This window comes from Gammaproteobacteria bacterium, from assembly GCA_030680605.1.
Lineage (GTDB): Bacteria > Pseudomonadota > Gammaproteobacteria > SURF-13 > SURF-13 > JAQBXX01.
In genome coordinates, this window is sequence record JAUXUQ010000019.1 from 111,291 (window position 1) to 134,115 (window position 22,825).

14 protein-coding genes and 1 pseudogene are annotated in these 22,825 nt (G+C 61.8%); 1 reads left to right on the plus strand and 14 read right to left on the minus strand.

Translation table 11 applies throughout. From position 1 onward, the window contains the following. Positions 1 to 48 precede the first annotated feature (48 nt). The 14 genes and pseudogenes from Q8L89_07880 to Q8L89_07945 all read right to left on the minus strand — a co-directional run bounded on the left by Q8L89_07880 (position 49) and on the right by Q8L89_07945 (position 20,035). Positions 49 to 1,290, minus strand: a complete 1,242-nt coding sequence (locus Q8L89_07880; protein ID MDP1708965.1) for a DUF1015 family protein — start codon at positions 1,288 to 1,290, stop codon at positions 49 to 51. Positions 1,291 to 1,330: 40 nt separating this feature from the next. Continuing rightward, positions 1,331 to 2,224: a protease HtpX gene (gene htpX, locus Q8L89_07885; protein ID MDP1708966.1), complete on the minus strand. Its 894-nt coding sequence runs from the start codon at positions 2,222 to 2,224 to the stop codon at positions 1,331 to 1,333. A 195-nt stretch (positions 2,225 to 2,419) separates the two neighbouring features. Beyond that, complete coding sequence (gene parC / locus Q8L89_07890; protein ID MDP1708967.1) at positions 2,420 to 4,681, minus strand: DNA topoisomerase IV subunit A; 2,262 nt, start codon at positions 4,679 to 4,681, stop codon at positions 2,420 to 2,422. A 205-nt stretch (positions 4,682 to 4,886) separates the two neighbouring features. Then, the gene (gene hemE, locus Q8L89_07895; GenBank protein ID MDP1708968.1) at positions 4,887 to 5,951 is read right to left on the minus strand and encodes a uroporphyrinogen decarboxylase; all 1,065 of its coding nucleotides are present in this window, start codon (positions 5,949 to 5,951) and stop codon (positions 4,887 to 4,889) included. A gap of 22 nt (positions 5,952 to 5,973) precedes the next feature. Continuing rightward, positions 5,974 to 7,380, minus strand: a complete 1,407-nt coding sequence (locus Q8L89_07900; protein MDP1708969.1) for an FAD-dependent oxidoreductase — start codon at positions 7,378 to 7,380, stop codon at positions 5,974 to 5,976. Between the two features lie 91 nt (positions 7,381 to 7,471). Then, positions 7,472 to 11,920, minus strand: a pseudogene (gene gltB / locus Q8L89_07905) (glutamate synthase large subunit). 155 nt (positions 11,921 to 12,075) lie between these two features. Then, positions 12,076 to 13,224 (minus strand): deoxyguanosinetriphosphate triphosphohydrolase, encoded by a 1,149-nt coding sequence (locus Q8L89_07910; GenBank protein MDP1708970.1) that lies wholly within the window; start codon positions 13,222 to 13,224, stop codon positions 12,076 to 12,078. Next, positions 13,221 to 14,327: a 3-dehydroquinate synthase gene (gene aroB, locus Q8L89_07915; protein ID MDP1708971.1), complete on the minus strand. Its 1,107-nt coding sequence runs from the start codon at positions 14,325 to 14,327 to the stop codon at positions 13,221 to 13,223. The genes Q8L89_07910 and aroB overlap by 4 nt, the downstream gene beginning before the upstream one ends. Positions 14,328 to 14,351: 24 nt before the next feature. Continuing rightward, positions 14,352 to 14,909 carry a shikimate kinase AroK gene (gene aroK / locus Q8L89_07920; GenBank protein ID MDP1708972.1) on the minus strand — a complete coding sequence of 186 codons (558 nt, stop codon included), beginning with the start codon at positions 14,907 to 14,909 and terminating at the stop codon, positions 14,352 to 14,354. A 78-nt stretch (positions 14,910 to 14,987) separates the two neighbouring features. Beyond that, a complete protein-coding gene (gene pilQ, locus Q8L89_07925) occupies positions 14,988 to 17,222 on the minus strand; it encodes a type IV pilus secretin PilQ (protein MDP1708973.1) in 2,235 nt (744 codons plus the stop codon). Then, positions 17,219 to 17,755, minus strand: coding sequence for a pilus assembly protein PilP (locus Q8L89_07930; GenBank protein MDP1708974.1), 537 nt, complete (start codon positions 17,753 to 17,755; stop codon positions 17,219 to 17,221). Before Q8L89_07930 ends, pilQ begins: the two co-directional genes overlap by 4 nt. Then, on the minus strand, positions 17,752 to 18,375 hold the full coding sequence (locus Q8L89_07935) for a type 4a pilus biogenesis protein PilO (protein ID MDP1708975.1): 624 nt from the start codon (positions 18,373 to 18,375) through the stop codon (positions 17,752 to 17,754). The genes Q8L89_07930 and Q8L89_07935 overlap by 4 nt, the downstream gene beginning before the upstream one ends. Further along, complete coding sequence (locus tag Q8L89_07940; GenBank protein ID MDP1708976.1) at positions 18,372 to 18,974, minus strand: PilN domain-containing protein; 603 nt, start codon at positions 18,972 to 18,974, stop codon at positions 18,372 to 18,374. Before Q8L89_07940 ends, Q8L89_07935 begins: the two co-directional genes overlap by 4 nt. A 2-nt stretch (positions 18,975 to 18,976) precedes the next feature. Then, positions 18,977 to 20,035, minus strand: a complete 1,059-nt coding sequence (locus Q8L89_07945; protein ID MDP1708977.1) for a pilus assembly protein PilM — start codon at positions 20,033 to 20,035, stop codon at positions 18,977 to 18,979. A gap of 307 nt (positions 20,036 to 20,342) precedes the next feature. On the opposite strand from Q8L89_07945, the gene Q8L89_07950 reads away from it, so the two are divergent. Beyond that, positions 20,343 to 22,820: a penicillin-binding protein 1A gene (locus Q8L89_07950; protein MDP1708978.1), complete on the plus strand. Its 2,478-nt coding sequence runs from the start codon at positions 20,343 to 20,345 to the stop codon at positions 22,818 to 22,820. The last annotated feature ends 5 nt before the right edge of the window (positions 22,821 to 22,825 follow it).

Consider the following 22,825-nt stretch of genomic DNA (forward strand, 5'->3'; position numbering starts at 1 on the left):
GGCCGCATGGGATCCGCCCCTGAGCGGGGTGGATATTGTCGGTGTGACTCAGTCCAGCAGGTGTGATACCAGGCCATCCGCCAGCTTGGGCTCGAACCAGGTTGATTTAGGCGGCATCATCTCGCCGGCATCGGCTACTGCCATCAGGTCCGCCATGCGGGTGGGATAGAGCGAGAATGCGACGGCCATCTCGCTGCTGTCAACACGCTTGATGAGTTCGGACAGGCCACGGATACCGCCGACAAAATCGATGCGCTTGTCACGGCGCGCATCATGGATGCCCAGCACGGGTTCTATAAGGTGTGTCGCCAGCAGACTGACATCGAGCTTGGCTACCGGATCCCGCACCGCCAGCAAGTCGCTGTTCAAGGTCAGGCGATACCATTGCCCCGGCAGATACATGCCGAATTCACCGGCGCCCGCAGGCTTTACAGGTACGCTGCTGGTCTGTACGCTGAAGCATTGTTCCATCTGGCGCAGGAAATCCTCGCGCGTCAGGCCATTCAGGTCTCGCACCACGCGGTTGTAATCGAATATCTGCATCTGGTTGTCGGCAAACAGCACCGAGAGGAAGTAATTGTAGCTCTCGACGCCTGTGTGCCCGCTATTGTTGGTACGGCGGCTGGCCGCGATGCGTGAAGCCGATGCGGCCCGGTGATGGCCATCGGCAATGTAGAGCGTGGGTACGGCCTCAAATGCCGCGCCGAGGCGCAGACTGGGTTCTGTGTCGCGTACCACCCACAGCATGTGCCTGATGCCGTCGTCGGCGGTGATGTCAATCTCGGGCGCCTCGCTGCAGATGCCGTCGAGGATGGCATCGATGGCCACTGCATGGCGGTAGGTCAGCAGCACCGGGCCGGTTTGGGCATTGAGTGCGTCTATCTGGCGCACGCGGTCATCTTCCTTGTCGGGGCGAGTGAGCTCATGGCGCCGTATGTGGCCATTATCGTACGCTGCGACCGATGCAGCGGCCACGATACCGGTCTGGGTGTGGTTACCCATCACCAGCCGGTACACGTAGTAACAGGGCTTTTTGTCGCGTTGCAATATCCCCTGCTTGATGAGCGCGGCGAAATTTTCCGCGCCCTTGGCATAGACCGCCGGATCATAGGGATCGATGTCCGGCGCCAGATCGATTTCCGGCTTGGAGATGTGCAGAAAGCTGTAGGGACGATTCTGGGCGCGTGCGCGGGCCTCAGCGCTGTTTAATACGTCATACGGTGGTGCTGCGACGGCCGCGGCAAACTCAGGCGCCGGGCGCAGCCCGGCGAAACTTCGAATCAATGACACACACGCCCCCTGTCTGAAAAATAATGAACGATGATGCGTGTTATGCCGACACGGCGCCCGACTGCAGGGCGGCAATGCGCTCCTCCAGCGGCGGGTGGCTCATGAACAGGCGCTTGAGACCGTGGCCGAGGCCACCGGCAATGCCAAACGCGGCCAACTGATCCGGGAGTTGTGCCGGGCTGTGGGCCTGTTGCAGGCGCTGCAATGCCGCCACCATCTTGTGTCGCCCGGCAAGCGTGGCACCGCCATGGTCGGCGCGGTATTCGCGCCAGCGGCTGAACCACATCACTATCATGGAGGCGAGGATGCCGAGTACGATCTGGGCGATGATGGTGGTGATCCAGTAGGCTGGCCCGTAGCCGCGCTGGGTCTTGAACACCACACGGTCGACGACGTGCCCTACCACGCGCGAGAGCACGATCACGAAGGTATTGATCACGCCCTGAATCAGCGCCAGTGTCACCATGTCACCGTTGGCGACATGGCTGACTTCGTGCGCCAGGACGGCCTCGGCCTCGTCGCGGTTCATGGCCTGCAACAGGCCGCTGCTGACCGCTACCAGTGCGTTGTTGCGCGACATGCCGGTGGCAAAGGCGTTGATATCGGGGGCGTTGTAGATGGCGACCTCCGGCATGCCGATGCCGGCACGCTGGGCCTGACGGCGCACGGTATCGACCAGCCACGCCTCGGTTTCGTTGGAGGGCCGCTCGATAACCACGGCGCCGGTCATGCGTTTGGCGCTCCATTTGGAGATCGCCAGTGATATGAATGAGCCGCCCATGCCAATCACGGCCGCCATCACCAGCAGGGCATTCATGTTCAGACCGGCGCCCTGCTCATCGAGCATGCTGTCAATGCCAAGCAGCCGCAGAACGATGCTGAGTACCAGCAAGATGGCGATGTTGGTAATCAGAAACAGCGCAATACGCTTCATGTTCGTTTTCCTTGGGAGTGGGTAGGTGGTTGCTGCATTAGATGGGGTAGACGAGGCACAAGTTCAAGGGGACTCAAGCCCCCAGCCGTGAGGCCGCTATATGGGTTATAGCAAGGTTACTCTCCCAAAGCCTTACTGCATTTTATCAGGCTGGGCAGGTTCCAGCCTGTTTTTTTATCGCGTGTACCCTCGCTGCTATGGTTGCCGGTCTCCGGCGGCGATTCTCTCCACCCGCTGAAAGCCACGCGGCAGCTTCAGTCCGCGTCGACCACGCTCCGCCTGGTAGTGGGTCAGGTCGGCGGGCTTGAGCGTCAGGTGGCGTTGACCGGCATGCAGCGTCAAGGGGGTGCCTGCGGGCAGCGCGGCCACGGCCACCACGAATTCGCTACGCTCTGCGCGCCGCGCCGTGGGTATGCCAATGATCTTGATGCCTTTGCCCTTGGCGAGTTGCGGTAGTTCGGCCAGCGGATGTAACAGCAGATGTCCTTCGCGTGTTACGGCGGCGACCCGGTCGCTTTGCAGGTCGGTGACGCGCGCAGGCGCCAGCACGGCTGCTCCCTTGGACGGGTTCAGTACCGCCTTGCCGCTCTTGTTTTTGCTGTAGAGGTCACCGAGCCTGGCAACGAAGCCATAGCCGGCATCGCTGGCAAGCAGGAAAAGATCGTCGGGATTCCCCAGCATGACCCCGGTGAAGGTCACGCCCGGTGGCGTTTGCAGCCGCCCGGTGAGCGGCTCGCCCTGACTGCGGGCCGAGGGCAGGGTGTGGGCGGGCAGGGTGTAGCAGCGGCCGCTTGCGTCCAGAAACACGGCAAGTTGGTTGCTGCGCCCGCGGGCCTCGGCCTGGAAGGCATCCCCGGCCTTGTAGCCCAGCTCGCGCGCATTGATGTCGTGGCCCTTGGCCGCCCGCACCCAGCCCTGAGTGGAAAGCACCACCGTCACGGGTTCAGTGGGGATCAGCTCGGTCTCGGCGATCGCCTGCGCCGCGGCACGTTCCACCAGTGGCGAGCGACGGGCATCGCCGTAGCGCTCGGCGCACTCTGTCAGTTCATTGCGGATGAGCGTTTTCAGACGCGTCTTGGAGGCCAGCGTCTTTTCCAGAGTACTGCGCTCGGTGGCGAGTTCTTTCTGTTCGGCCGTGATTTTGACCTCCTCCAGTTTGGCGAGGTGGCGTAACTTCAACTCCAGAATCGCCTCGGCCTGCGCGTCGCTCAGTTTGAAGCGCTTGATCAGTACCGGCTTGGGCTGGTCTTCACGGCGGATGATGGCGATGACCTCATCGATATTCAAAAACGCAATCAGCAGGCCGTCGAGCAGGTGCAGGCGCGCGAGTACCTTGTCGAGGCGGTATTGCAGGCGGCGACGCACCGTTGTGATGCGGAATTCCAGCCACTCCACCAGCACCGCGCGCAGATTTCTCAGGCCCGGGCGGTTGTCGAGGCCGATCATATTCATATTAACGCGGTAGCTGCGTTCAAGGTCGGTGGTGGCGAACAGGTGCGCCATCAGGGCTTCCACATCCACGCGATTGGAGCGGGGTGTAATCACCAGCCGGGTCGGATTTTCATGGTCGGATTCGTCGCGCAGGTCTTCTACCAAGGGCAATTTTTTGGCCAGCATCTGGCTGGCGATTTGCTCCAGTACCTTGGCGCCGGAGGCCTGGTAGGGCAGGGCAGAGATGATGATGTCGCTGCCTTCGATTTCATAGCGCGCACGCAACCGTACCGAGCCGGTGCCGGTTTCGTACAGGCGCAGGAGATCCGCGCGGGGGGTGATGATTTCGGCGTCGGTGGGGAAGTCGGGGGCCAGCACATGCTCGCACAGTTGCTGTACGGTCGCCTTGGGTTCATCCAGCAGACGTATGCAGGCCTGGGCCACCTCGCGGGCATTGTGCGGCGGGATGTCGGTGGCCATGCCGACAGCAATGCCGGTGGCGCCGTTCAGCAGCACATTGGGCAGACGTGCGGGCAGAAGCACGGGCTCATCAAGGGTGCCATCGAAATTCGGTACCCAGTCCACAGTGCCCTGCCCCAGCTCAGCCAGCAACAGCTCGGCGTAGGGCGCAAGACGAGCCTCGGTGTAGCGCATGGCGGCAAATGCGTGCGGGTCATCCAGCGAGCCCCAGTTGCCCTGGCCATCAATCAGTGGGTAGCGATAGGTGAACGGCTGTGCCATCAGGGCCATGGCTTCGTAACAGGCGGTATCGCCGTGCGGGTGGAATTTGCCCAATACATCACCCACGGTGCGGGCAGATTTCTTGTACTTGGCGGTGGCGGACAGCCCAAGTTCTGACATGGCGTAGACGATGCGCCGTTGCACCGGCTTCAGGCCGTCCGCGATGTGCGGCAGGGCACGATCGAGAATCACGTACATGGAATATTCCAGATACGCCTTCTCGGTAAAGGTGGCGAGCGGCAGGCGCTCGACGCCTTCGTAGTCCGGTGCGAGGGTTTTGGTCATGGTTTGCGGCGTCCTGTTTGGAATGGCTTATGCTTCGCTACACGGAAAAACAGGGTGGTATCACGTTTAGCGCAAGGATACAGCCGTGTACGGTAGGCAATCAACGTGCCTGCGGCCGGGCCTGCTGCCGTTACCGCTGGGAGGGTACCGCAAACCGCTGATCTGTGCGTGGGACGTGCCGGGGGCTGGAAAAAGAGGGGCGTGGTTACGGGTGGTAGCGCGCACTGAGTTCATGCACCGCAGCGATGAACGCTGCCGCATGTTCGGGGTTGACATGCTGATGAATGCCGTGGCCGAGGTTGAACACATGTCCGCTGCCACTGCCATAACTTGCCAGTATGGTCTCAACTTCGTCACGGATGCGTGTCGGCGCAGCGTACAGTACCGAAGGATCCATATTGCCCTGCAGGGCGACCTTGTCACCCACGCGCTTGCGGGCATCGGCGAGGTCGGTGGTCCAGTCCACGCCCAGGCCGTCGCAACCGGTGGCAGCCATCGCCTCCAGCCACTGACCGCCGTTCTTGGTGAACAGGATGACCGGTACCCGGCGGCCTTCATGTTCGCGTGTCAGGCCGCTTACAATCTGTTGCATGTAACGCAGCGAGAATTCCCTGTAGTCACGCGGCGTGAGTACCCCGCCCCAGGTATCGAATACCATGACCGCCTGTGCGCCCGCTGCAATCTGCGCGTTGAGATAGGCGGTGACGGCGCGGGCGAGCACGTCCAGTAACTGGTGCATGAGCTTTGGTTCATCGAACAGCATGCGCTTGACGTGGGCGAAGTCCTTGCTGCCTGAGCCTTCCACCATGTAAGTGGCGAGCGTCCACGGGCTGCCGGCGAAACCAATCAGCGGTACGCGACCATCCATCTCGCGGCGAATCAGACGTACCGCGTCCATCACATAACGCAGCTCGCCTTCCGGGTCAGGCACAGCCAGTGCAGCGATGTCCTCTGCTGTGCGTACCGGTTTTTTGAAGCGCGGGCCTTCGCCTTCGGAAAAATACAGACCCAGCCCCATCGCATCGGGAATGGTGAGGATGTCGGAAAACAGAATGGCGGCATCCAGCGGAAACCGGTCCAGGGGTTGCAGCGTGACTTCGCAGGCCAGCTCGGGGGTCTTGCACAGCGTCATGAAGTCGCCGGCCTTCTGGCGGGTGGCGCGATACTCGGGCAAGTATCTGCCGGCCTGGCGCATCATCCACACGGGGGTGACATCCACGGGCTGACGCAACAGGGCGCGCAGAAAACGATCGTTTTTGAGTTCAGTCATGAGCAGGGGGTGAGCGCCGTCGTTATACGTCGAGATAATCCAGTATCCCCTGGGCTGCTTCGCGGCCTTCGAACACCGCGGTCACGACCAGGTCCGAGCCGCGCACCATGTCACCGCCGGCAAAGATTTTGGGGTGGGTGGTCTGATGTTTGAAGGTTGCTTTGGCGGGGGCCTGGACGCGATCCTGTGCGTCCAGCTGGACGTTGAGGTCTGCGAGCCACGCTGCCGGGTTGGGACGAAAACCGAAGGCGATGATGACGCGGTCGGCAGGGATGATTTTCTCGCTGCCCGGTATCGGTTGAGGGGCGCGGCGTCCTCGTGCGTCGGCGGCGCCGAGTTCGGTAGTTACCACCTTCACGCCTTCCACTTTGCCCTTGCCCACGATCTCAACCGGCTGCCGGTTCCACAGGAATTGCACACCTTCTTCCTTGGCGTTGGCCACCTCACGGCGGGAGCCCGGCATGTTGGCTTCGTCGCGCCGGTAGGCGCAGGCAACGCTGGCCGCACCCTGCCGGATCGCGCTGCGGTTGCAGTCCATGGCCGTGTCGCCACCGCCCAGCACGACCACGCGCTGGTCTTTCATGTCGATGAAGTCGGCCGGGGTTTTTTCAAAACCCAGTGGCCGGTTGATGTTGGCGATGAGGTAGGGCAGCGCTTCATAGACGCCGGGCAGGGTCTCGCCCGGGAAACCGCCCTGCATGTATTTATAGGTGCCCATGCCGAGAAACACGGCGTCGTATTCATCGAGCAGTTGCTGGCAGGTAATGTCCTTGCCGATTTCAGTGTTGAGGCGGAATTCAACACCCATGCCTTCCAGCAGCATGCGCCGCGTCCGCACCACGTGCTTTTCCAGTTTGAATTCGGGAATGCCGAAGGTGAGCAGGCCGCCGATTTCGGGGTTGCGGTCATAGACCACGGCCTGTACGCCGTTACGCGTGAGGATGTCGGCGCAGCCGAGACCCGCCGGGCCTGCGCCGATGATGGCGACGCGTTTGCCGGTTTTTACGATGCCCGACATGTCGGGCCGCCAGCCCTGTTTCACGGCCTCGTCGGTAATGTATTTCTCGATCGAGCCGATGGTGACGGCGCCGAAGCCGTCGTTGAGGGTGCAGGCGCCTTCGCACAGGCGGTCCTGCGGGCACACGCGTCCGCATACCTCGGGCAGGGAGTTGGTCTTGTGTGACAGCTCTGCGGCTTCAAACAGGTTGCCTTCCTCAATCAGCTTCAGCCAATTCGGAATGTAGTTGTGTACCGGGCATTTCCATTCGCAATAGGGGTTGCCGCAGGCCAGGCAACGCCCGGCCTGTTCGCCCGCACCCTTGGCATCGAACTGGCCGTAGATTTCATTCGACTTGTGGATACGGATGACGGCAGGTGTCTTGGGCGGATCGGTGCGTGGAATGTCGAGAAACTGGAAGTGATTCGGCATGGTCAGTAGTCTTGTTTCAGTGGGCGTGTGAAACGGCCGCGCCGGTAGCGCGCACCGGACGTGCGTGGGCGCGGATCGGTGCATCGTGGATGGAGGCCGGGCGCGGCGCGAGCAGTGTGTCGAGCGCTGCGGCCTGGGCCTTGACCAGCCAGAACTTGTCGGCATATTCGGTAAAATTATCCAGCAGGCGCTGGCCCCAGGCGCTGTGGGTCTCGCTGACGAATGCCTCGATCAGTTGCCGTAAATGAGCGCAGTGTGCCTCCAGTGTGCTGATCCGGTGGGTGTCGATGAGTTCGGGGTTGTAGCGCACACTGAACTGGTCGTCGAGATCGAGCACATAGGCAAAGCCACCGGTCATGCCGGCGCCGAAATTGAGGCCGGTGGGGCCGAGCACGACGACTTCACCGCCGGTCATGTATTCGCAGCCGTGATCGCCTATGCCTTCCACCACGGCGCGAGCGCCGGAGTTGCGCACGGCGAAGCGTTCACCGGCCAGACCGGCGGCGTACAGCTTGCCGCCGGTGGCGCCATACAAACAGGTGTTGCCAATGATGGTCGTTTCATTGGACTTGAAGTGGCTGTTGCGCGGCGGATGAATCACAATCTTGCCGCCCGCCATGCCCTTGCCGACGTAGTCATTGGCGTCGCCTTCCAGTATCAGATGCAGTCCGCCGGCATTCCATACGCCGAGGCTCTGGCCCGCGCTGCCCGTCAGATGCAGGGTAATAGGGGCTTCATGCATGCCCTGGTTACCGTGACGACGTGCAATCTCGCCCGACAGGCGCGCGCCGATCGAGCGGTGGATGTTGCGTATCTTGTAGTTGAAGACGCCGCCGCGCTTGTGCTCAATGGCATCGAGTGTATCGCTGACCATGTGCTCGGCCAGCTCGCCCTTGTCGAACGGCTCATTGCGCTCTGTCAGGCAGTATTGCGGCGCCGTGTCGGGCACGCCGGCCTTGGACAACAGCGGTGTGAGGTCAAGCCGCTGTTGCTTGGGGGTGGTGCCGGGCAGGATGCGCAGCAGGTCGGTGCGACCTATGAGATCGGCCAGGCGACGCACACCGAGCCGTGCCAGCCACTCGCGTGTTTCGCGTGCAACAAAACGGAAATAATTTTCCACCATCTCGGGCAGGCCGATGAAGTGTTCCTTGCGCAGACCATCGTGTTGGGTGGCGATGCCGGTGGCGCAGGTGTTGAGATGACAGATGCGCAGATACTTGCAGCCCAGCGCGATCATCGGCGCAGTGCCGAAGCCGAAGCTTTCCGCGCCCAGCATGGCGGCCTTGACTACATCGAGACCGGTCTTGAGGCCGCCGTCGGTTTGCAGCCGCACCCGGTCGCGCAGGTTGTTGGCGCGCAGCACCTGATGGGTTTCCGACAGGCCGAGTTCCCACGGGCTGCCGGCGTACTTCACCGAGGTGAGCGGGCTGGCGCCGGTGCCACCATCGTAACCGGAAATGGTGATCAGGTCGGCATAGGCCTTGGCGACACCGGCGGCGATGGTGCCGACACCGGCCTCGGCGACCAGCTTCACCGACACCAGTGCGTCGGGATTGACCTGCTTCAGATCGAAGATGAGTTGCGCCAGGTCTTCGATGGAGTAGATGTCGTGGTGTGGCGGTGGCGAGATGAGTGCCACCCCGGGGCTTGAGTAACGCAGTTCGGCGATCATCTCGTTCACCTTGCCGCCTGGCAACTGGCCGCCCTCGCCGGGTTTGGCACCCTGCGCGATCTTGATCTGCAATACCTCGGCATGCACCAGATAGGTCGGTGTGACGCCGAAGCGGCCAGCGGCGACCTGCTTGATCTTGGAGGTCTTCTCGGTGCCGTAACGGCTTGGGTGCTCACCACCCTCACCGGAGTTGGAGCGACCGCCCAAGCGGTTCATGGCGATTGCCAGTGCTTCATGGGCCTCGGGCGAGAGCGCACCCAGCGACATGCCGGCGCTGTCGAAGCGCGGCAAGATGTCCTGTTCCGGTTCCACTTCGTTGATGGGGACGGGTGTGAGGTCGTCGCGCAATACCAGCAGGTCACGCAGGGCCGAGGCGGGACGCTCATTGACCAGCTGTGCGTACTCCTGGTATTTGGTGTAGTCGCCGCTCTTGACCGCAGCCTGCAGCGTGATAACCACGTCCGGATTGTAGGCGTGATATTCCCCGCCATAGATGAACTTGAGCAGCCCACCCTGGCTCAGGGTCTTGCGCGGATTCCAGGCGTATTTCGCCAGCCAGCGCTGGTCGGATTCGAGCTCGGAGAAATCGGTACCCTGCAGCCGGTTCACCGTGCCACGGAAGCAGAGTTCCACGACCTCGCTGTGGAGGCCGACGGCCTCGAACAGTTGCGCGCCGCGATAGCTGGCGATGGTGGCTATGCCCATCTTGGAGATGATCTTGTACAGCGCCTTGTTCACGCCCTTGCGGTAGGCGCCGAGTACCTTGTGGACGTCGGGGTTGGCAATCTCGCCGTGGCACATCATGTCACGCAGGCACTCATAGGCGAGATACGGGAATACGGCGGTGGCACCGTAGCCAATCAGTGCTGCGATGTGGTGCGGGTCACGTGCGGTGCCTGTTTCCACTATGATATTCGCGTCGCAACGCAAGCCGGCCCTGATCAAACGATGGTGTACAGCGCCGGTGGCGAGCAGGGCATGGATGGGCAGCGTATCCTTGCTTATGCTGCGGTCGGACAGTGCCAGTATGACCTTGCCGTTTTTTACTGCCTGCTCGGCTGCATCGCACACCTGCTCGATGGCCGCACGCAGGGTGTCGCTGACAGCGTAGTTGAGGTCGATGTACGCGACACCGTAGTCCGTATCGGTCAGACTGGTCAGCGCGGCGAACTGGCCTTCCGACAGCACCGGCGAGGCTACGCTAAGGCGACGGGCGTGTTCGGGCCGGGTCTCGAACAGATTGCGCTCGCGGCCGAAACAGGTCTGGAGCGACATCACGATCTGTTCGCGCAGGGGATCAATCGGCGGGTTGGTAACCTGTGCGAACTGCTGGCGGAAGTAGTCGTAGAGCGAGCGCACCTGCTGTGACAGCACAGCCATCGGCGTGTCATCACCCATGGAGCCGACGGCCTCCTGACCACTTTCCGCGAGCACGCGCAGTACCTGATCGCGCTCCTCGAAACTCACGTTAAACAGTTTCTGCTGAATGAGCACCGCGTCCTTGTCCAGCAATGGCTCGGGATTGTCGTCACGCGTCGTTGCCAGTACCTGTGCGAACTGCTGCAGCCAGGCGGCATAGGGATGGCGGTTTTTGAGCAGGGCATCGATGTCCGCCGGCAGCAGCAACTGCCCGGTGGCGGTATCGGCCGCGATCATCTGACCGGGCTTGAGGCGGCCCTTGGCCACCACGTCTTCCGGCGCATAGTTGTACACACCTACCTCGGAGGCCAGCGTGATGTGGCGGTCACGGGTGATCACATAGCGTGCCGGGCGCAGGCCGTTGCGATCCATGAGGCAGGCGGCGTAGCGCCCGTCGCTCATTACGATGCCGGCCGGGCCATCCCACGGCTCCATGTGCATGGCATGGTATTGGTAAAACGCGCGCAGCTCCGGATCCATGGTGTGGTCGTTTTCCCACGCTGGCGGAATCAGCAGCCGCATCGCGTGAAATAAATCCATGCCGCCCGCGATCAGTGCGTCCGCCATGTTGTCGAGACTGGAGGAGTCCGAGCCGGTCATGGAGACCAGCGGTCGCACTGCATCCATGTCGGGCAGCAGCGGGCTGCTGAATTTCATGCCACGCGCCACAGACCAGTTGCGGTTGCCCTGCACGGTGTTGATCTCGCCATTGTGGGCCAGGTAGCGGAACGGCTGGGCCAGCCGCCATTGCGGCCAGGTATTGGTAGAGAAGCGCTGGTGATAGACGGCGAGCGCGGACTCAAAGCGCTCGTCGCGCAGGTCGGTGTAAAACAGTGGCAGGTTGGCAGGCATCACCAGACCCTTGTAGGAAATCACCCGGCACGAGAGGCTGGGGATGTAAAAGGTGTCGTCGTCGCTGGTGGCCTTTTCGGCCCGGCGCCGGGCGATGTAGAGGTGGCGCTCGAAGCGTGCCTCGTCCCAGTCGTCGGGGGCGTTGACGAACACCTGCTCGATGTGTGGCAGGCTCTGCAGTGCTTCCGTGCCGCAGGCCTCGGCGTGGGTGGGTACGCGGCGCCAGCCGGCGATGCGCATGCCTTCTGTTCGCAAGGCCTGTGTCAGCGTGCTGCGCGCCGCCTCGGCACGGCTGTTGTCCTGATTCAGAAACACCATGCCCACGGCGTACTGCCGGGCGAGTGTCAGATTCAGTTCACCGGCCACGGTGCGGAAAAAGCGGTCGGGCTTTTTGATCAGCAGCCCGCAGCCGTCGCCGGTCTTGCCGTCGGGCGCGATGGCGCCCCGATGCGTGAGGCAGGCCAGCGAACCGATGGCCGTTTGTATCAGCCAGTGACTGGCCGTGCCGTCCATCTGGGCAATGAGACCAAAGCCACAGTTGTCGTGCTCAAATGCGGGGCGGTAGAGGCTGCTGTGGAGTGTGTCTTTAGTCTGCATGTCGTGTCGTTCAATGTCCGGCCCGGGTGATGCCGTAGGGGTCAAAGTGGCCCGCGACACGCAACCGGTCTGACAGTATAGCGCTGGCGGGGCCTCTGCTCAATGCAGGCTGTGGTTAGGGTGCCCTGTGGGCAGCAGGCAAATGCGTCTTGCGGTTAAGAGGACTCCGCGGGGTTGAACAGGCGATGGTATTCGGCAATGGCGTAGCGATCGGTCATGCCGGCAATATAATCCGCGACCGCGCGGGCGCGTCCGGCACTGCCGAGTGTGTGCTCCAGAGCCACCGCCTTGGCGGAAAATTCGGGCGGCAGCAGCCCGATGTCGGCCATCAAGGTCTCGAACAGTGCGCTCACGGTACGTGCGGCCTTGGTGGTCATGCGCGTGACGCGAAAGTGGCGATACAGCTGTTCACGCAGAAAGCGTTTCAGCTCCAGGCTGCGTTCACGCATGTCCGGGCTGAAGCCGATGAGGGGTTCGCCCTGCTGGCGTACCGCATGACTGTCGGCCGGTGCGGCTGCCTCCAGACGCTGGCGGCTGGTCTCGACCAGATCGACGATCTGGCGGTTGATCAATCGGCGTACCGTTTCGTGTATGGCGCGGCGCTCGGCCAGGGCGGGATGGGCGCGCAACACCTCAGTGTGTTGCGCGCGAAACAACTCGACGCTGTTGAGTTGTTCAAGCGTGATCAGCCCCGAACGCAGGCCGTCATCAACATCGTGGCTGTTGTAGGCAATCTCATCTGCGATATTGGCCAACTGGGCCTCCAGCCCCGGCTGGCGCTTGTGCAGAAAGCGCTCGCCGATCTCGCCCAGCTCACACGCCTTGGCGAGTGAGCAGTGCTTGAGTATGCCCTCGCGGGTTTCGAAGGTGAGATTCAGGCCGCAGAAATCGGCATAGCGCTCTTCCAGTTCGTCTACCACACGCAGTGATTGCAGATTGTGCTCAAAGCCGCCGTACTCGCGCATGCAGGCGTTGAGTGCGTCCTGTCCGGCGTGGCCAAATGGCGTGTGACCGAGGTCATGGGCCAGTGCAATGGCCTCGGCCAGGTCTTCGTTGAGCACCAGCGCCCGCGCCACCGAGCGCGCGATCTGCGCCACCTCGATGGAGTGGGTAAGGCGGGTACGAAACATGTCGCCTTCGTGATTGACGAACACCTGCGTCTTGTATTCAAGACGGCGGAAGGCGGCACTGTGGATGATGCGATCGCGGTCGCGCTGGTATTCGCTGCGGTAGGCAGGCGCGGCCTCCACATGCCGGCGACCGCGGGTTTGTTCCGGCTGCGCGGCGTAGGGGGCGAGCGTCATGCAGGTGCTGCGGCCAGCGGCTGCGCGGTGCGGCAGGTGTCGAGTGTTGCGTGCAGCAATTGCGGGTCAAAGTCGGCGCTGATGACGGCCTGACCGATGGCCCGTAGCAGTATCAGGTGCAATTTGCCGCCACTCACTTTTTTGTCGACGGCCATGAGCTCGAGCAGGCGCTCGCTGGTGAGTGCTGTGGGGGCCCGGGTCGGGAGCCGCGCCCGTTCCAACAGATCGACAGTACGTTGCTGGTCGGTGGCCGACAGCCAGCCCTGGCGGCGGGAGAGGTCGGCGGCCAGCGCCATGCCGGCGGCGATCGCCTCGCCGTGCAGCCAAGTACCATAGCCCAAGCCGGTTTCGATGGCATGGCCGAAGGTATGGCCGAGGTTGAGCAGTGCGCGCTCGCCGCTTTCGCGCTCGTCACGTACTACCACATCGGCCTTGTTGCGGCACGAGCGCTCGATGGCATAGGCCAGCGCGGCAGGGTCGCGTGCCAGTAGCGCTTCGATATTTCCCTCCAGCCAGGCGAAGAATTCAGCGTCGCGGATGAGGCCGTATTTGATGATCTCGGCGATGCCCGCGCCCAACTCGCGTTCTGGCAGCGTGCTGAGCGTCCCGGTATCGGCCAGTACCAGCCGTGGCTGGTAAAAGGCGCCGATCATGTTTTTCCCCAGCGGATGATTCACGCCGGTCTTGCCGCCGACCGAGGAATCGACCTGTGCCAGCAGCGTGGTGGGTACCTGGATGAAGTTTACGCCACGCTGATAGCTCGCGGCTGCAAAACCGGTGAGGTCGCCGATTACGCCGCCGCCGAGTGCAACCAGTGTCGTGCTGCGATCGTGGCGCTGGCTGAGCAGGGCGGTGAAAATTGTATTGAGGGTCTCCAGGGTCTTATACCGCTCACCATCGGGCAGCACCACGCTGTTGCACCGGAAATCTGTCAGCCCGGCCAGTGTCCGGTCAAGATAGAGTGGTGCCACGGTCTCGTTGCTCACCACCATCACCTGTTGCCCGGTAACGTAGGGTGCAATCGCATCCCGCTGGCCGAGCAGGTCAGATCCGATGCAGATCGGGTAACTGCGTGATCCGAGATCGAGATGCAGTGTGGGCATGGGTGTGTGTCTTGATGAGGGGCTTTATTTTACGTCATTCTGCTGCGGCTGTGGGCCGATGCGACGCAGGATTTCATTGACCACGCTCGGTGTCCGGCGGCGATGGGTTTCGATGACGAGATCAGCGACGTCACGGTACAGGGGGTCACGTTCCTGTATCAGCTGCTCAAGGCGCGCGCGCGGGTCTTCAGTGTGCAGGAGTGGCCGGTGGGTGTCCCTGCCGATGCGGCGGAGCAGGTGTTCGACCGGGGCGCGCAGGTAGATGACGGTGCCATGTGCGGCGAGCCCGGCGCGGTTGGCAGGGTCGAGTATGGCGCCGCCACCGGTGGCGAGCACCATGTGTTTCTGCTGCACCAGTTCGGCCAGCATGGCTTTTTCGCGGGCGCGAAATCCGGCCTCGCCTTCCAGTTCGAAGATGAGCGGTATGCTGGCGCCGGTGCGACGCTCGATCTCATGGTCGCTGTCATGGAAGCCGAGATGCAGGTGGCGTGCGAGTTCACGCCCGACGGTGGTCTTGCCAGCACCCATCGGCCCGACCAGGAACAGGTTGCCGCGCTTGAGTGGGGTGGCGTTCTGGGTCATGCGGCATCTTTGCCGGTATCGGCAGGGAAATCAAGCGCCCGCACCCCGGGCGCTTGCTGTTGCTGTGGGGCGGATTTATTACAGCCGCAGATTGTCCTCGAGGATTTTGGGTGTCACGAAGATCAATAATTCGTTTTTGTCGTTGGTATTGAGCTCCTGCCTGAACAAAAAGCCGATATAGGGCAGGTCGCCCAGGAACGGCACACGCTGCGTGTCTTTGCTGATGGTTTGTTCATACACGCCGCCCAGCACAATGGTTTCACCGTTGTCTACCAGCACCTGGGTGGAGACCTGCTTGGTGTTGATGGCGGGCACGGTGGAGCCGGCGAGGACAACAAGCTCGCCGCGCGAGTCCTTGTTCACCGTGAGGTCCATGATGATGTGGTTGTCGGGCGTGATCTGGGGCTTCACCGTGAGCGAGAGCACCGCCTTCTTGAAGGTAACTGTGGTGGCGCCGCTCGAGCTCGCCTCCAGGTACGGGATCTCCTCACCCTGTTCTATCCGTGCCTCTTTCTGGTTGGCCGTGACTACGCGTGGATTGGAGATGACCTCACCGCGCTTTTCCTTCTGCAGGGCGGAGAGCTCCAGATCCAGCAGGATACCATAGGGCAGGCGGGCGATGGCCAAGGCTATTGAGGGGGCTCCTGTGATGGGGAGATTCACGTTCAGGGGGCTGCCGCCTGCCAGTGCGCCGGAAAGCACGGAAGTGCTTACGGTGTTAGAGGCGCCGGGAACCGTGGATACGGTATCTGTCGTGGTACTGGTTGTTGATCGGCGAGTGGTGGGCAGTGTGCCTGAAATCACGGATTGGTAGCCACTCTGCGCGGCGGGGTTGGAAGTTCTACCGATGCCGAATTTCACGCCCAGATCCTTGCTGAAATTGTCGTCCGCGATCACCACCCGCGATTCAATCAGCACCTGGCGCTGGGGTATGTCCAGCGTGGCGACCAGTTTTCTGATCTCGGCCAGCTTGTCCGAGACATCCTGAATCAGCAAGGTGTTGGTGCGTTCGTCCACCGCGACATTGCCACGCGGCGAGAGCAGTGAATTTTCCGTGGCCTTGAGCAGGGCGGCAAGGTCCGAGGCCTTGGCGAAATTGACGCTGATAAATTCCGAGCGCAAGGGTGCGAGTTCCGCCACCTGCTTCTGTGACTCCAGCTCCAGCTTTTCCCGCGCAGCAATCTCCTCGCTGGGGGCGATCAGGAGCACATTGCCGTGCTGGCGCATGGCGAGGCCCTTGGTTCTCAGAATGATGTCAAGGGCCTGGTCCCACGGCACGTTTTTCAGGCGCAGGGTGAGGTTGCCCTGTACGGTATCGCTGGTGACCAGGTTGAGGCCGGTGAAGTCGGCAATCAGCTGCAGCACGGCGCGTACTTCGATATTCTGGAAATTGAGCGAAAGTTTTTCGCCGGTGTAGCCCTTTTCCTTTTTGGCGACGTCCTGCTGTTCCTTGGTGAGCGGCTTGACCTCGACGGTATAAATATCACCCGCCTGGTAGGCAAGGTGCTCGTACGCCCCCAGCGGCGTGATGGTCATGCGCACATTGTTGCCCTGTGCGGCGGTATCGATGGTCTGCACCGGGGTGGCGAAGTCAACCACATCCAGGCGGCGCTGCAGGTTTTCGGGCACGCTGCTGTTGAGGAAATCCACCAGTATCTTGCCGCCTTCCTCACGCAGGTCGACACCCGTGGACGGATCAGACAGCGTTATCAGGATGCGCCCCTCGCCCTTCTCGCCGCGGCGAAAATCAATGTTGGTGATGGCATGCCGCGCGCCGCCGGTGTTTGTCGCTGTCGTAGGCGCGGGCTTGCCGGATGTCGCAGCTGTGCTGGCCTGTGCCTGTGCAGCAGCGGGCGCAGCTTCGAGTGTGAGGTAGACGTCATTGCCCTCAATGCGTGTTTCATAGGTGGAAAGCCGTACCATGTTCAAGACCACGCGGGTGCGGCCCTTGGCCTCGGCGATGTTGATGCTCTTGGCCAGGCCGACATCAATGGGTTGGCTGTTTTTGCTCAGCGTATGTGTGGTGTGAGGGAAGTCGAGCACGATGCGTGCCGGGTTGTCGATGGTGAAGCTGATCGGTGGTGGCGGTGCGCTGTCCATGCGGAGCTTGAGCTGCACGCGGTTGCCGGACAGGGTGGTGACACTGATGTCTTGCAGGGTAGTGGTCGGTTCCGCTTCCGCAGCCTGCGCGGGAATGGAGGTCGCCAGACCGGCGCCAACGAAGAGGAGCATGAAACCATACGCCAGGAGAGGCAGCGCGCGACTTTCCCGGCTGCGGGTGTTCAGGGTGTTGTGCATGGTTGTCAGGGTCATTTTTTACCCCCCTCTGTTGTGTCGTCGCTGAGTGTCAACGAGGCCTGGCGTTCGATCCAGCCGCCCTGCCCGTCTTCGATGAGTTCGATCAGTTCGATGGCCTGATCGGTGACATGGATGATGTGGCCATCGTTCTGGCCCAGATAGTTACCCTTGCGCACACGGTGTACGGAACTGTCCGGTGCCTTGATGAGCGACCACGCCTCGCCAGCGCGTTCCAGATTGCCGACCAGGCGTAGTGTGTCCAGGGGGAAGTCTTCCAGCACCTCCTTGTGACGGTTCGGGTCTGGGCGCGGGCCGCTCCCGGAGGCAGCCATAGTCGACTCCAGCGTGGGGGTGAAGGGGTCGCGCAGGTCTGCCGGATAGACATAGGTTTCATAGGGCTTGATCTGGGGCAGGGGTTCGATCTTGCCCTGGGGGCGCGCCTTGACCTCTGCGATATGCCTGTGCAAGTCATCCATGTCTGCGCCGCAGCCGCTCAGCGCCATGCCGAGCACGACGAACGCAATGGGGTATGCGCGCCGCAGACTCATGGTGCGCCCTGTCCGGCTGTGGTCGCCGCCGGAGCCTCGTCGTCCGCGATATAGCGATAGGTCTTGGCCGTAATCGCCATGACCAGGCGCGCGTCCTTGTCGGATACGTGACTGATGGTGATGTCATGCAGGGTGACGATGCGCGGCAGTGCCGCGACACCGCTGACAAAGTTGCCAAATTTATGATAGTCACCCGTGACCTTGATCGTGATTGGAAGCTCGGCGTAGAAATCCTTGTGCAGTTCCGGCTCAGGCTTGAACAGCTCAAACTCCAGGCCGCTGGCAAGTCCGGTCTGGGAGATGTCTACCAGTAAGTCGGCGACCTCGGCCTTGCTGGGTAGTTGCCGCAGCAGGGCGCCGAAGGATTGTTTCATTTCCGCCAGCTGCTGTTTGTACGCATTGAGGTTCGCTGCCTTGGACTGCTTGAACTCGAACGTCTGTTTGAGTACAGTCTCTTCGGAACGCTCCTTCTGCAATATTTCCCATTGGTTGCTGGTGTCGAACCAGTAGCCTGCGCCCAGTACGGCGATAAATACCAGTGCGATGGCCAGGGTTTTCACAGGCTGGGGCCAATTACCCACATCCTGGAAGTCGAGAGTTTGCAGGTCGGAGAGGTTCACGGCTGCTTCCCGGCTTGCTGGTCGGTGTCTGCTGCACTGACAGCAGCTTTGCGCTGGCTGCCGGGTGTCTGGTGCGCGCGCAGGATAAAGCTCGGGCTGCGAACCCTGTCTTGGGCGCTGGTTTCAATGACATCCAGTGCCGGTTTTTCCAGCCAGGGTGAGCTTTCCATGTTGCGCATCAGGGTGGAGACGCGGGCATTGGACTGTGCAATGCCACCCACGGTGATCCCCTCCCCCTCGCGCTTGATGGCGGTATAATACACACCTTCCGGGAGGGTGGTGGCGAGCTCACTGAACAGGTGCACGACTTCCGGACGGCTTAGCTGCAAGTCCTGGATGACATCCATGCGCGCCAGCAAGTCTGACTTTTCTGCCTCCAGGGTCTTGATCTCGGCAATCGCTTTATCCAGTTCGGCAATCTCATGGGTGAGTACGGCGTTGCGCGCCTGCTGGGATTCGGCCATGTTGCCGATCTGGACATGGGCATACAAAACGACTACAGCGGCAAGCAGCGCCGCGCCACCCGCTATCGCGCCGAATTCGCGCTCACGCTCCTTGCGCCGTGCCTCGCGCCAGGGGAGTAGATTGATGTGCGCCATGACTAGTCGAAGCTCCGCAGCGCAAGCCCGCATGCAACCAGCAGTGCTGGCGCGTCATTGGCCAGGGCCTGGGCGTTGACGCCTGTGGCCAGGGTCATACCGACAAACGGATTGGCAATCGAGGTGGTGGCGCCAATCTCGGCTTCAATGAGTTTGGCAATGCCGGGAATGAGCGCGTTGCCGCCAGCGAGCAGGATGTGGTCTACGCTATTGTATTGGCTGGAGGAGAAGAAGAACTGTAGTGAGCGGGCAATCTGTTGTGCCATCGCCTGTTTGAAGGGGATGAGCACCTCGGTTTCATAGTCCTCGGGCAGTCCGCCCTGACGTTTGGCGCGTCCGGCCTCTTCATAGGACAAACCATAACGGCTCTGGATTTCCTCAGTGAGCTGTTTGCCACCAAAGCCCTGCTCGCGCGTGTATACGATTTTGAGCTGGTCGAGCACGGTCAGGCTGGTCATGGTGGCGCCGATGTCGAATATGACAATGACCGGGGCTGTCGACAGGCTTTTCATCTGCTGGGCCATCAGTGCCACGACGCTGCCTGCGGCGTAGGCCTCGACATCGACCACCTTGGCGGTCAGCCCGCCCAGTTCTACGGCGGAGACACGCATGTCCACGTTTTCCCGGCGCGAGGCGGCCAGCAGCACATCGACGACCCCGGGGTCACGCTCAGAGGGGCCAATGACCTCGAAATCAAGATTGACCTCTTCCAGCGGGTAGGGGATGTAGTGATCGGCCTCCAGTTCGATCTGGGTCGCCATGTCGTCATCATTCAGCGTGGCGGGCAGGGTGATGATTTTGGTAATCACGTTGGAGCCGGCGACGGCCACTGCGGCGTGCTTTGCGCTCGTGCGGGAGCGTCTTACCGCCTGCTGGATGGCCAAGCCTACAGCCTCGGGGCTGGCGATGCTCTTCTCTATTACCGCGCCCGTCGCAATCGGCTCCACGGCATAGCCTTCCACCCGGTAGTGGCCATTGTGCCTGCTCAACTCGAGGAGCTTGACCGAGGTCGAACTGATATCAAGTCCGACCAGCGGCTGGGGGCCGAAAAACTGTAGCACAAACTTTCCCCTTAGATTAGGCGTGGTTGCGCAGTATTCGTGGTTCAGCGCATCAAATACCAGCCAAAACTATAGATCAATAGTGTAAAAAATCAACATATTTCGTATTCTGTGGCGGCAAGTCTATACTGATCCGTATGTCGCTGGTGTGCACGTCTTGGGCCAGTGTCAGGTTCGAGTCATAAGGCTACAGCCGTATGTGCGCCCGACCTGTATGTGGCTTCGTTAAGGATGAGGAATACCCCTCCTCCTTGTTGAGAAACCCTTGGGTTATGTGCCCGCAGAGTTGTTGCGGGAAAGATCATAGATGAATCCACTCCTGAAGTTGTTCGGACTTACGCTGGCGGCGGTATTTGCGGGAATCACGCTGCTGGTTGCCGGGCTGCTGGCCCTCTACCTTTATATTGAGCCGCAAATACCGCCGGCCGACAGTCTGCGCGATGTGCGCCTGCAGGTGCCGTTGCGTGTCTATACCGGCGATGCCCGCCTGATTGGCGAGTTTGGAGAGATGCGGCGTTTGCCGCTGGAATTTCCCCAGATACCTGAGGCACTGGTGCAGGCGGTACTGGCGGCGGAGGATGACCGCTTCTATCAGCATCCCGGCGTCGACTATCAGGGGCTATTGCGCGCCGCAGTGGCGCTGCTGAAGACTGGCGAAAAGCGCCAGGGTGGCAGCACCATCACCATGCAGGTGGCGCGAAATTTCTTCCTCTCCAACGAAAAGACATTTTTGCGCAAGCTCAAGGAGATACTGCTTGCGCTGCGCATCGAGCGTGAATTCGGCAAGGACGAGATCCTCACGCTGTACCTCAACAAGATTTATTGCGGCAACCGTTCCTACGGTGTGGCGGCGGCAGCACAGTTTTATTACGGTACAACGGTAGATCAGCTGAGTGTGGCGCAGATGGCAATGATCGCCGGTCTGCCCAAGGCACCATCCAAATACAACCCCATTGTCAATCTGGCGCGCGCGACAGAGCGCCGCAATTATGTGCTGGAACGCATGCGCCATCTGGGATACCTGACGGACACGGAATATCAGGCGACACTGGCCGAGCCGGAAACGGCCCGGCGCCACGCCCTCGAGATCGAGATCGAGGCGCCCTATGTGGCGGAGATGGTGCGGGCGGAGATGGTAAACCGCTATGGCGAAGAGGCCTATACTGGTGGCTACAAGGTCTACACCACGCTCGATCCGGGCTTGCAGCTGGCGGCTGACCGGGCCTTGCGCAAAGGCCTGCTGGAATACGACAAGCGCCATGGTTACCGCGGTCCGGAGCGCCATATCGAACTCACGCCGCTGCTGACCCCCGAGGATTGGATCCGTACCTTGGAGGAAAGCCCGGAGGTGGGGGGCGTGCAGGCCGCACTGGTGCTCAAGGTCGGTACACAGGATGCGACCGTGTTTCATCCCGCACACGGCACGCTGGAGTTACCCTGGACGGGATTGTCCTGGGCACGTCCCTATATCGACGACAACCGCCGTGGCCCGGCGCCGAAGACGGCGCAGGAATTTTTAAAGCCCGGTGATATCGTGCGCATCGAGCCGATCGCGGATGCGCACTGGGGTTTGTCGCAGTTGCCAGCGGCGGAGGGGGCGCTGGTCGCGCTCAGACCGAATGATGGTGCGGTGGCTGCGCTGACTGGCGGATTCTATTTCTATCAAAGCAAATTCAATCGTGCGTTGCAGGCCCAGCGGCAGCCGGGCTCCAGCTTCAAGCCGTTTCTGTATTCGGCAGCGCTGGAGAAGGGCTTCACACCGGCCACCCTGGTGAATGATGCGCCAGTAGTGGTCGAGGGCGCGAACCTGGGCGAGGCCTGGCGGCCGGAGAATTTCGGGGGCAAATTCAATGGCCCGATGCGGTTGCGTGAGGCGCTGGCCCAGTCGCGCAATCTGGTTTCCATCCGTGTGCTGCGTGCCGTCGGTATCGACTATGCGATTGATTATGCAGCACGTTTTGGTTTTCGTCCGGAGCGATTGCCGAAGGGCCTGTCGCTGGCGCTGGGCAGTGGTGTGGCAACGCCTATGGAGATGGTGCGCGGGTTTTCCGTGTTCGCCAACGGCGGCTATCAGGTGGAGCCCTACTTTATCGAACGCATTGAGACGCTGGACGGGACTCCCGTGTATCAGGCCGATCCGCTCATCGCCTGCATGGCCTGCGCCGCTGTGCCGTCGGCGCTTGCCGCCGCACCCGGTCTTGAGGGGGAGGTGCAGGCCGACATTCAGGCCGAGCTGCGCCGTAATGAGGCAGTGGCGCCCGGCGCACGGGGCGTGCACGGGCGGCAGGCGCTACGGGTGATTACCCCGGAGAACAATTACCTGATGGTATCCATGATGCGTGACGTGATTCGCGTCGGTACCGCGCGCCGCGCCCGGGCGCTGGGGCGCAATGATCTGGCAGGCAAGACCGGCACCACCAATGACCAGCGCGATGCCTGGTTTTCGGGTTTTAATGCGACGCTGGCGGCAACCGCCTGGATCGGCTTTGACAAGCATTTGCCGCTGGGTGATCAGGAAACGGCGGGTCATGCGGCGTTGCCGATCTGGATGTACTTCATGGCGGCGGCCCTCAAGGACCAGCCGGACGTCCTGCCTGAGCCGCCGCCCGGCATTGTGACGCTGCGCATCGACCCTGTGACCGGTGCCCTGGCCCAGGAGGGCAGCGCCCGCGCCATCGACGAGGTATTCAGCAGCGAGCAGCCGCCCATGCCTGCGGCTGATGTGCAGACGCTGGACGCCGGTCTCGGGGCCGATGGCCCGCGCGGCGTCGAGCAGTTGTTTTAGTGACA

What these genes read in the sequence shown, in the direction of transcription:
- htpX (MDP1708966.1), bottom strand. Translation starts at nt 2,224, where the DNA reads ATGAAGCGTATTGCGCTGTTTCTGATTACCAACATCGCCATCTTGCTG.
- parC (MDP1708967.1), bottom strand. Translation starts at nt 4,681, where the DNA reads ATGACCAAAACCCTCGCACCGGACTACGAAGGCGTCGAGCGCCTGCCG.
- hemE (MDP1708968.1), bottom strand. Translation starts at nt 5,951, where the DNA reads ATGACTGAACTCAAAAACGATCGTTTTCTGCGCGCCCTGTTGCGTCAG.
- Q8L89_07900 (MDP1708969.1), bottom strand. Translation starts at nt 7,380, where the DNA reads ATGCCGAATCACTTCCAGTTTCTCGACATTCCACGCACCGATCCGCCC.
- Q8L89_07910 (MDP1708970.1), bottom strand. Translation starts at nt 13,224, where the DNA reads ATGACGCTCGCCCCCTACGCCGCGCAGCCGGAACAAACCCGCGGTCGC.
- aroB (MDP1708971.1), bottom strand. Translation starts at nt 14,327, where the DNA reads ATGCCCACACTGCATCTCGATCTCGGATCACGCAGTTACCCGATCTGC.
- aroK (MDP1708972.1), bottom strand. Translation starts at nt 14,909, where the DNA reads ATGACCCAGAACGCCACCCCACTCAAGCGCGGCAACCTGTTCCTGGTC.
- pilQ (MDP1708973.1), bottom strand. Translation starts at nt 17,222, where the DNA reads ATGACCCTGACAACCATGCACAACACCCTGAACACCCGCAGCCGGGAA.
- Q8L89_07930 (MDP1708974.1), bottom strand. Translation starts at nt 17,755, where the DNA reads ATGAGTCTGCGGCGCGCATACCCCATTGCGTTCGTCGTGCTCGGCATG.
- Q8L89_07940 (MDP1708976.1), bottom strand. Translation starts at nt 18,974, where the DNA reads ATGGCGCACATCAATCTACTCCCCTGGCGCGAGGCACGGCGCAAGGAG.
- Q8L89_07950 (MDP1708978.1), top strand. Translation starts at nt 20,343, where the DNA reads ATGAATCCACTCCTGAAGTTGTTCGGACTTACGCTGGCGGCGGTATTT.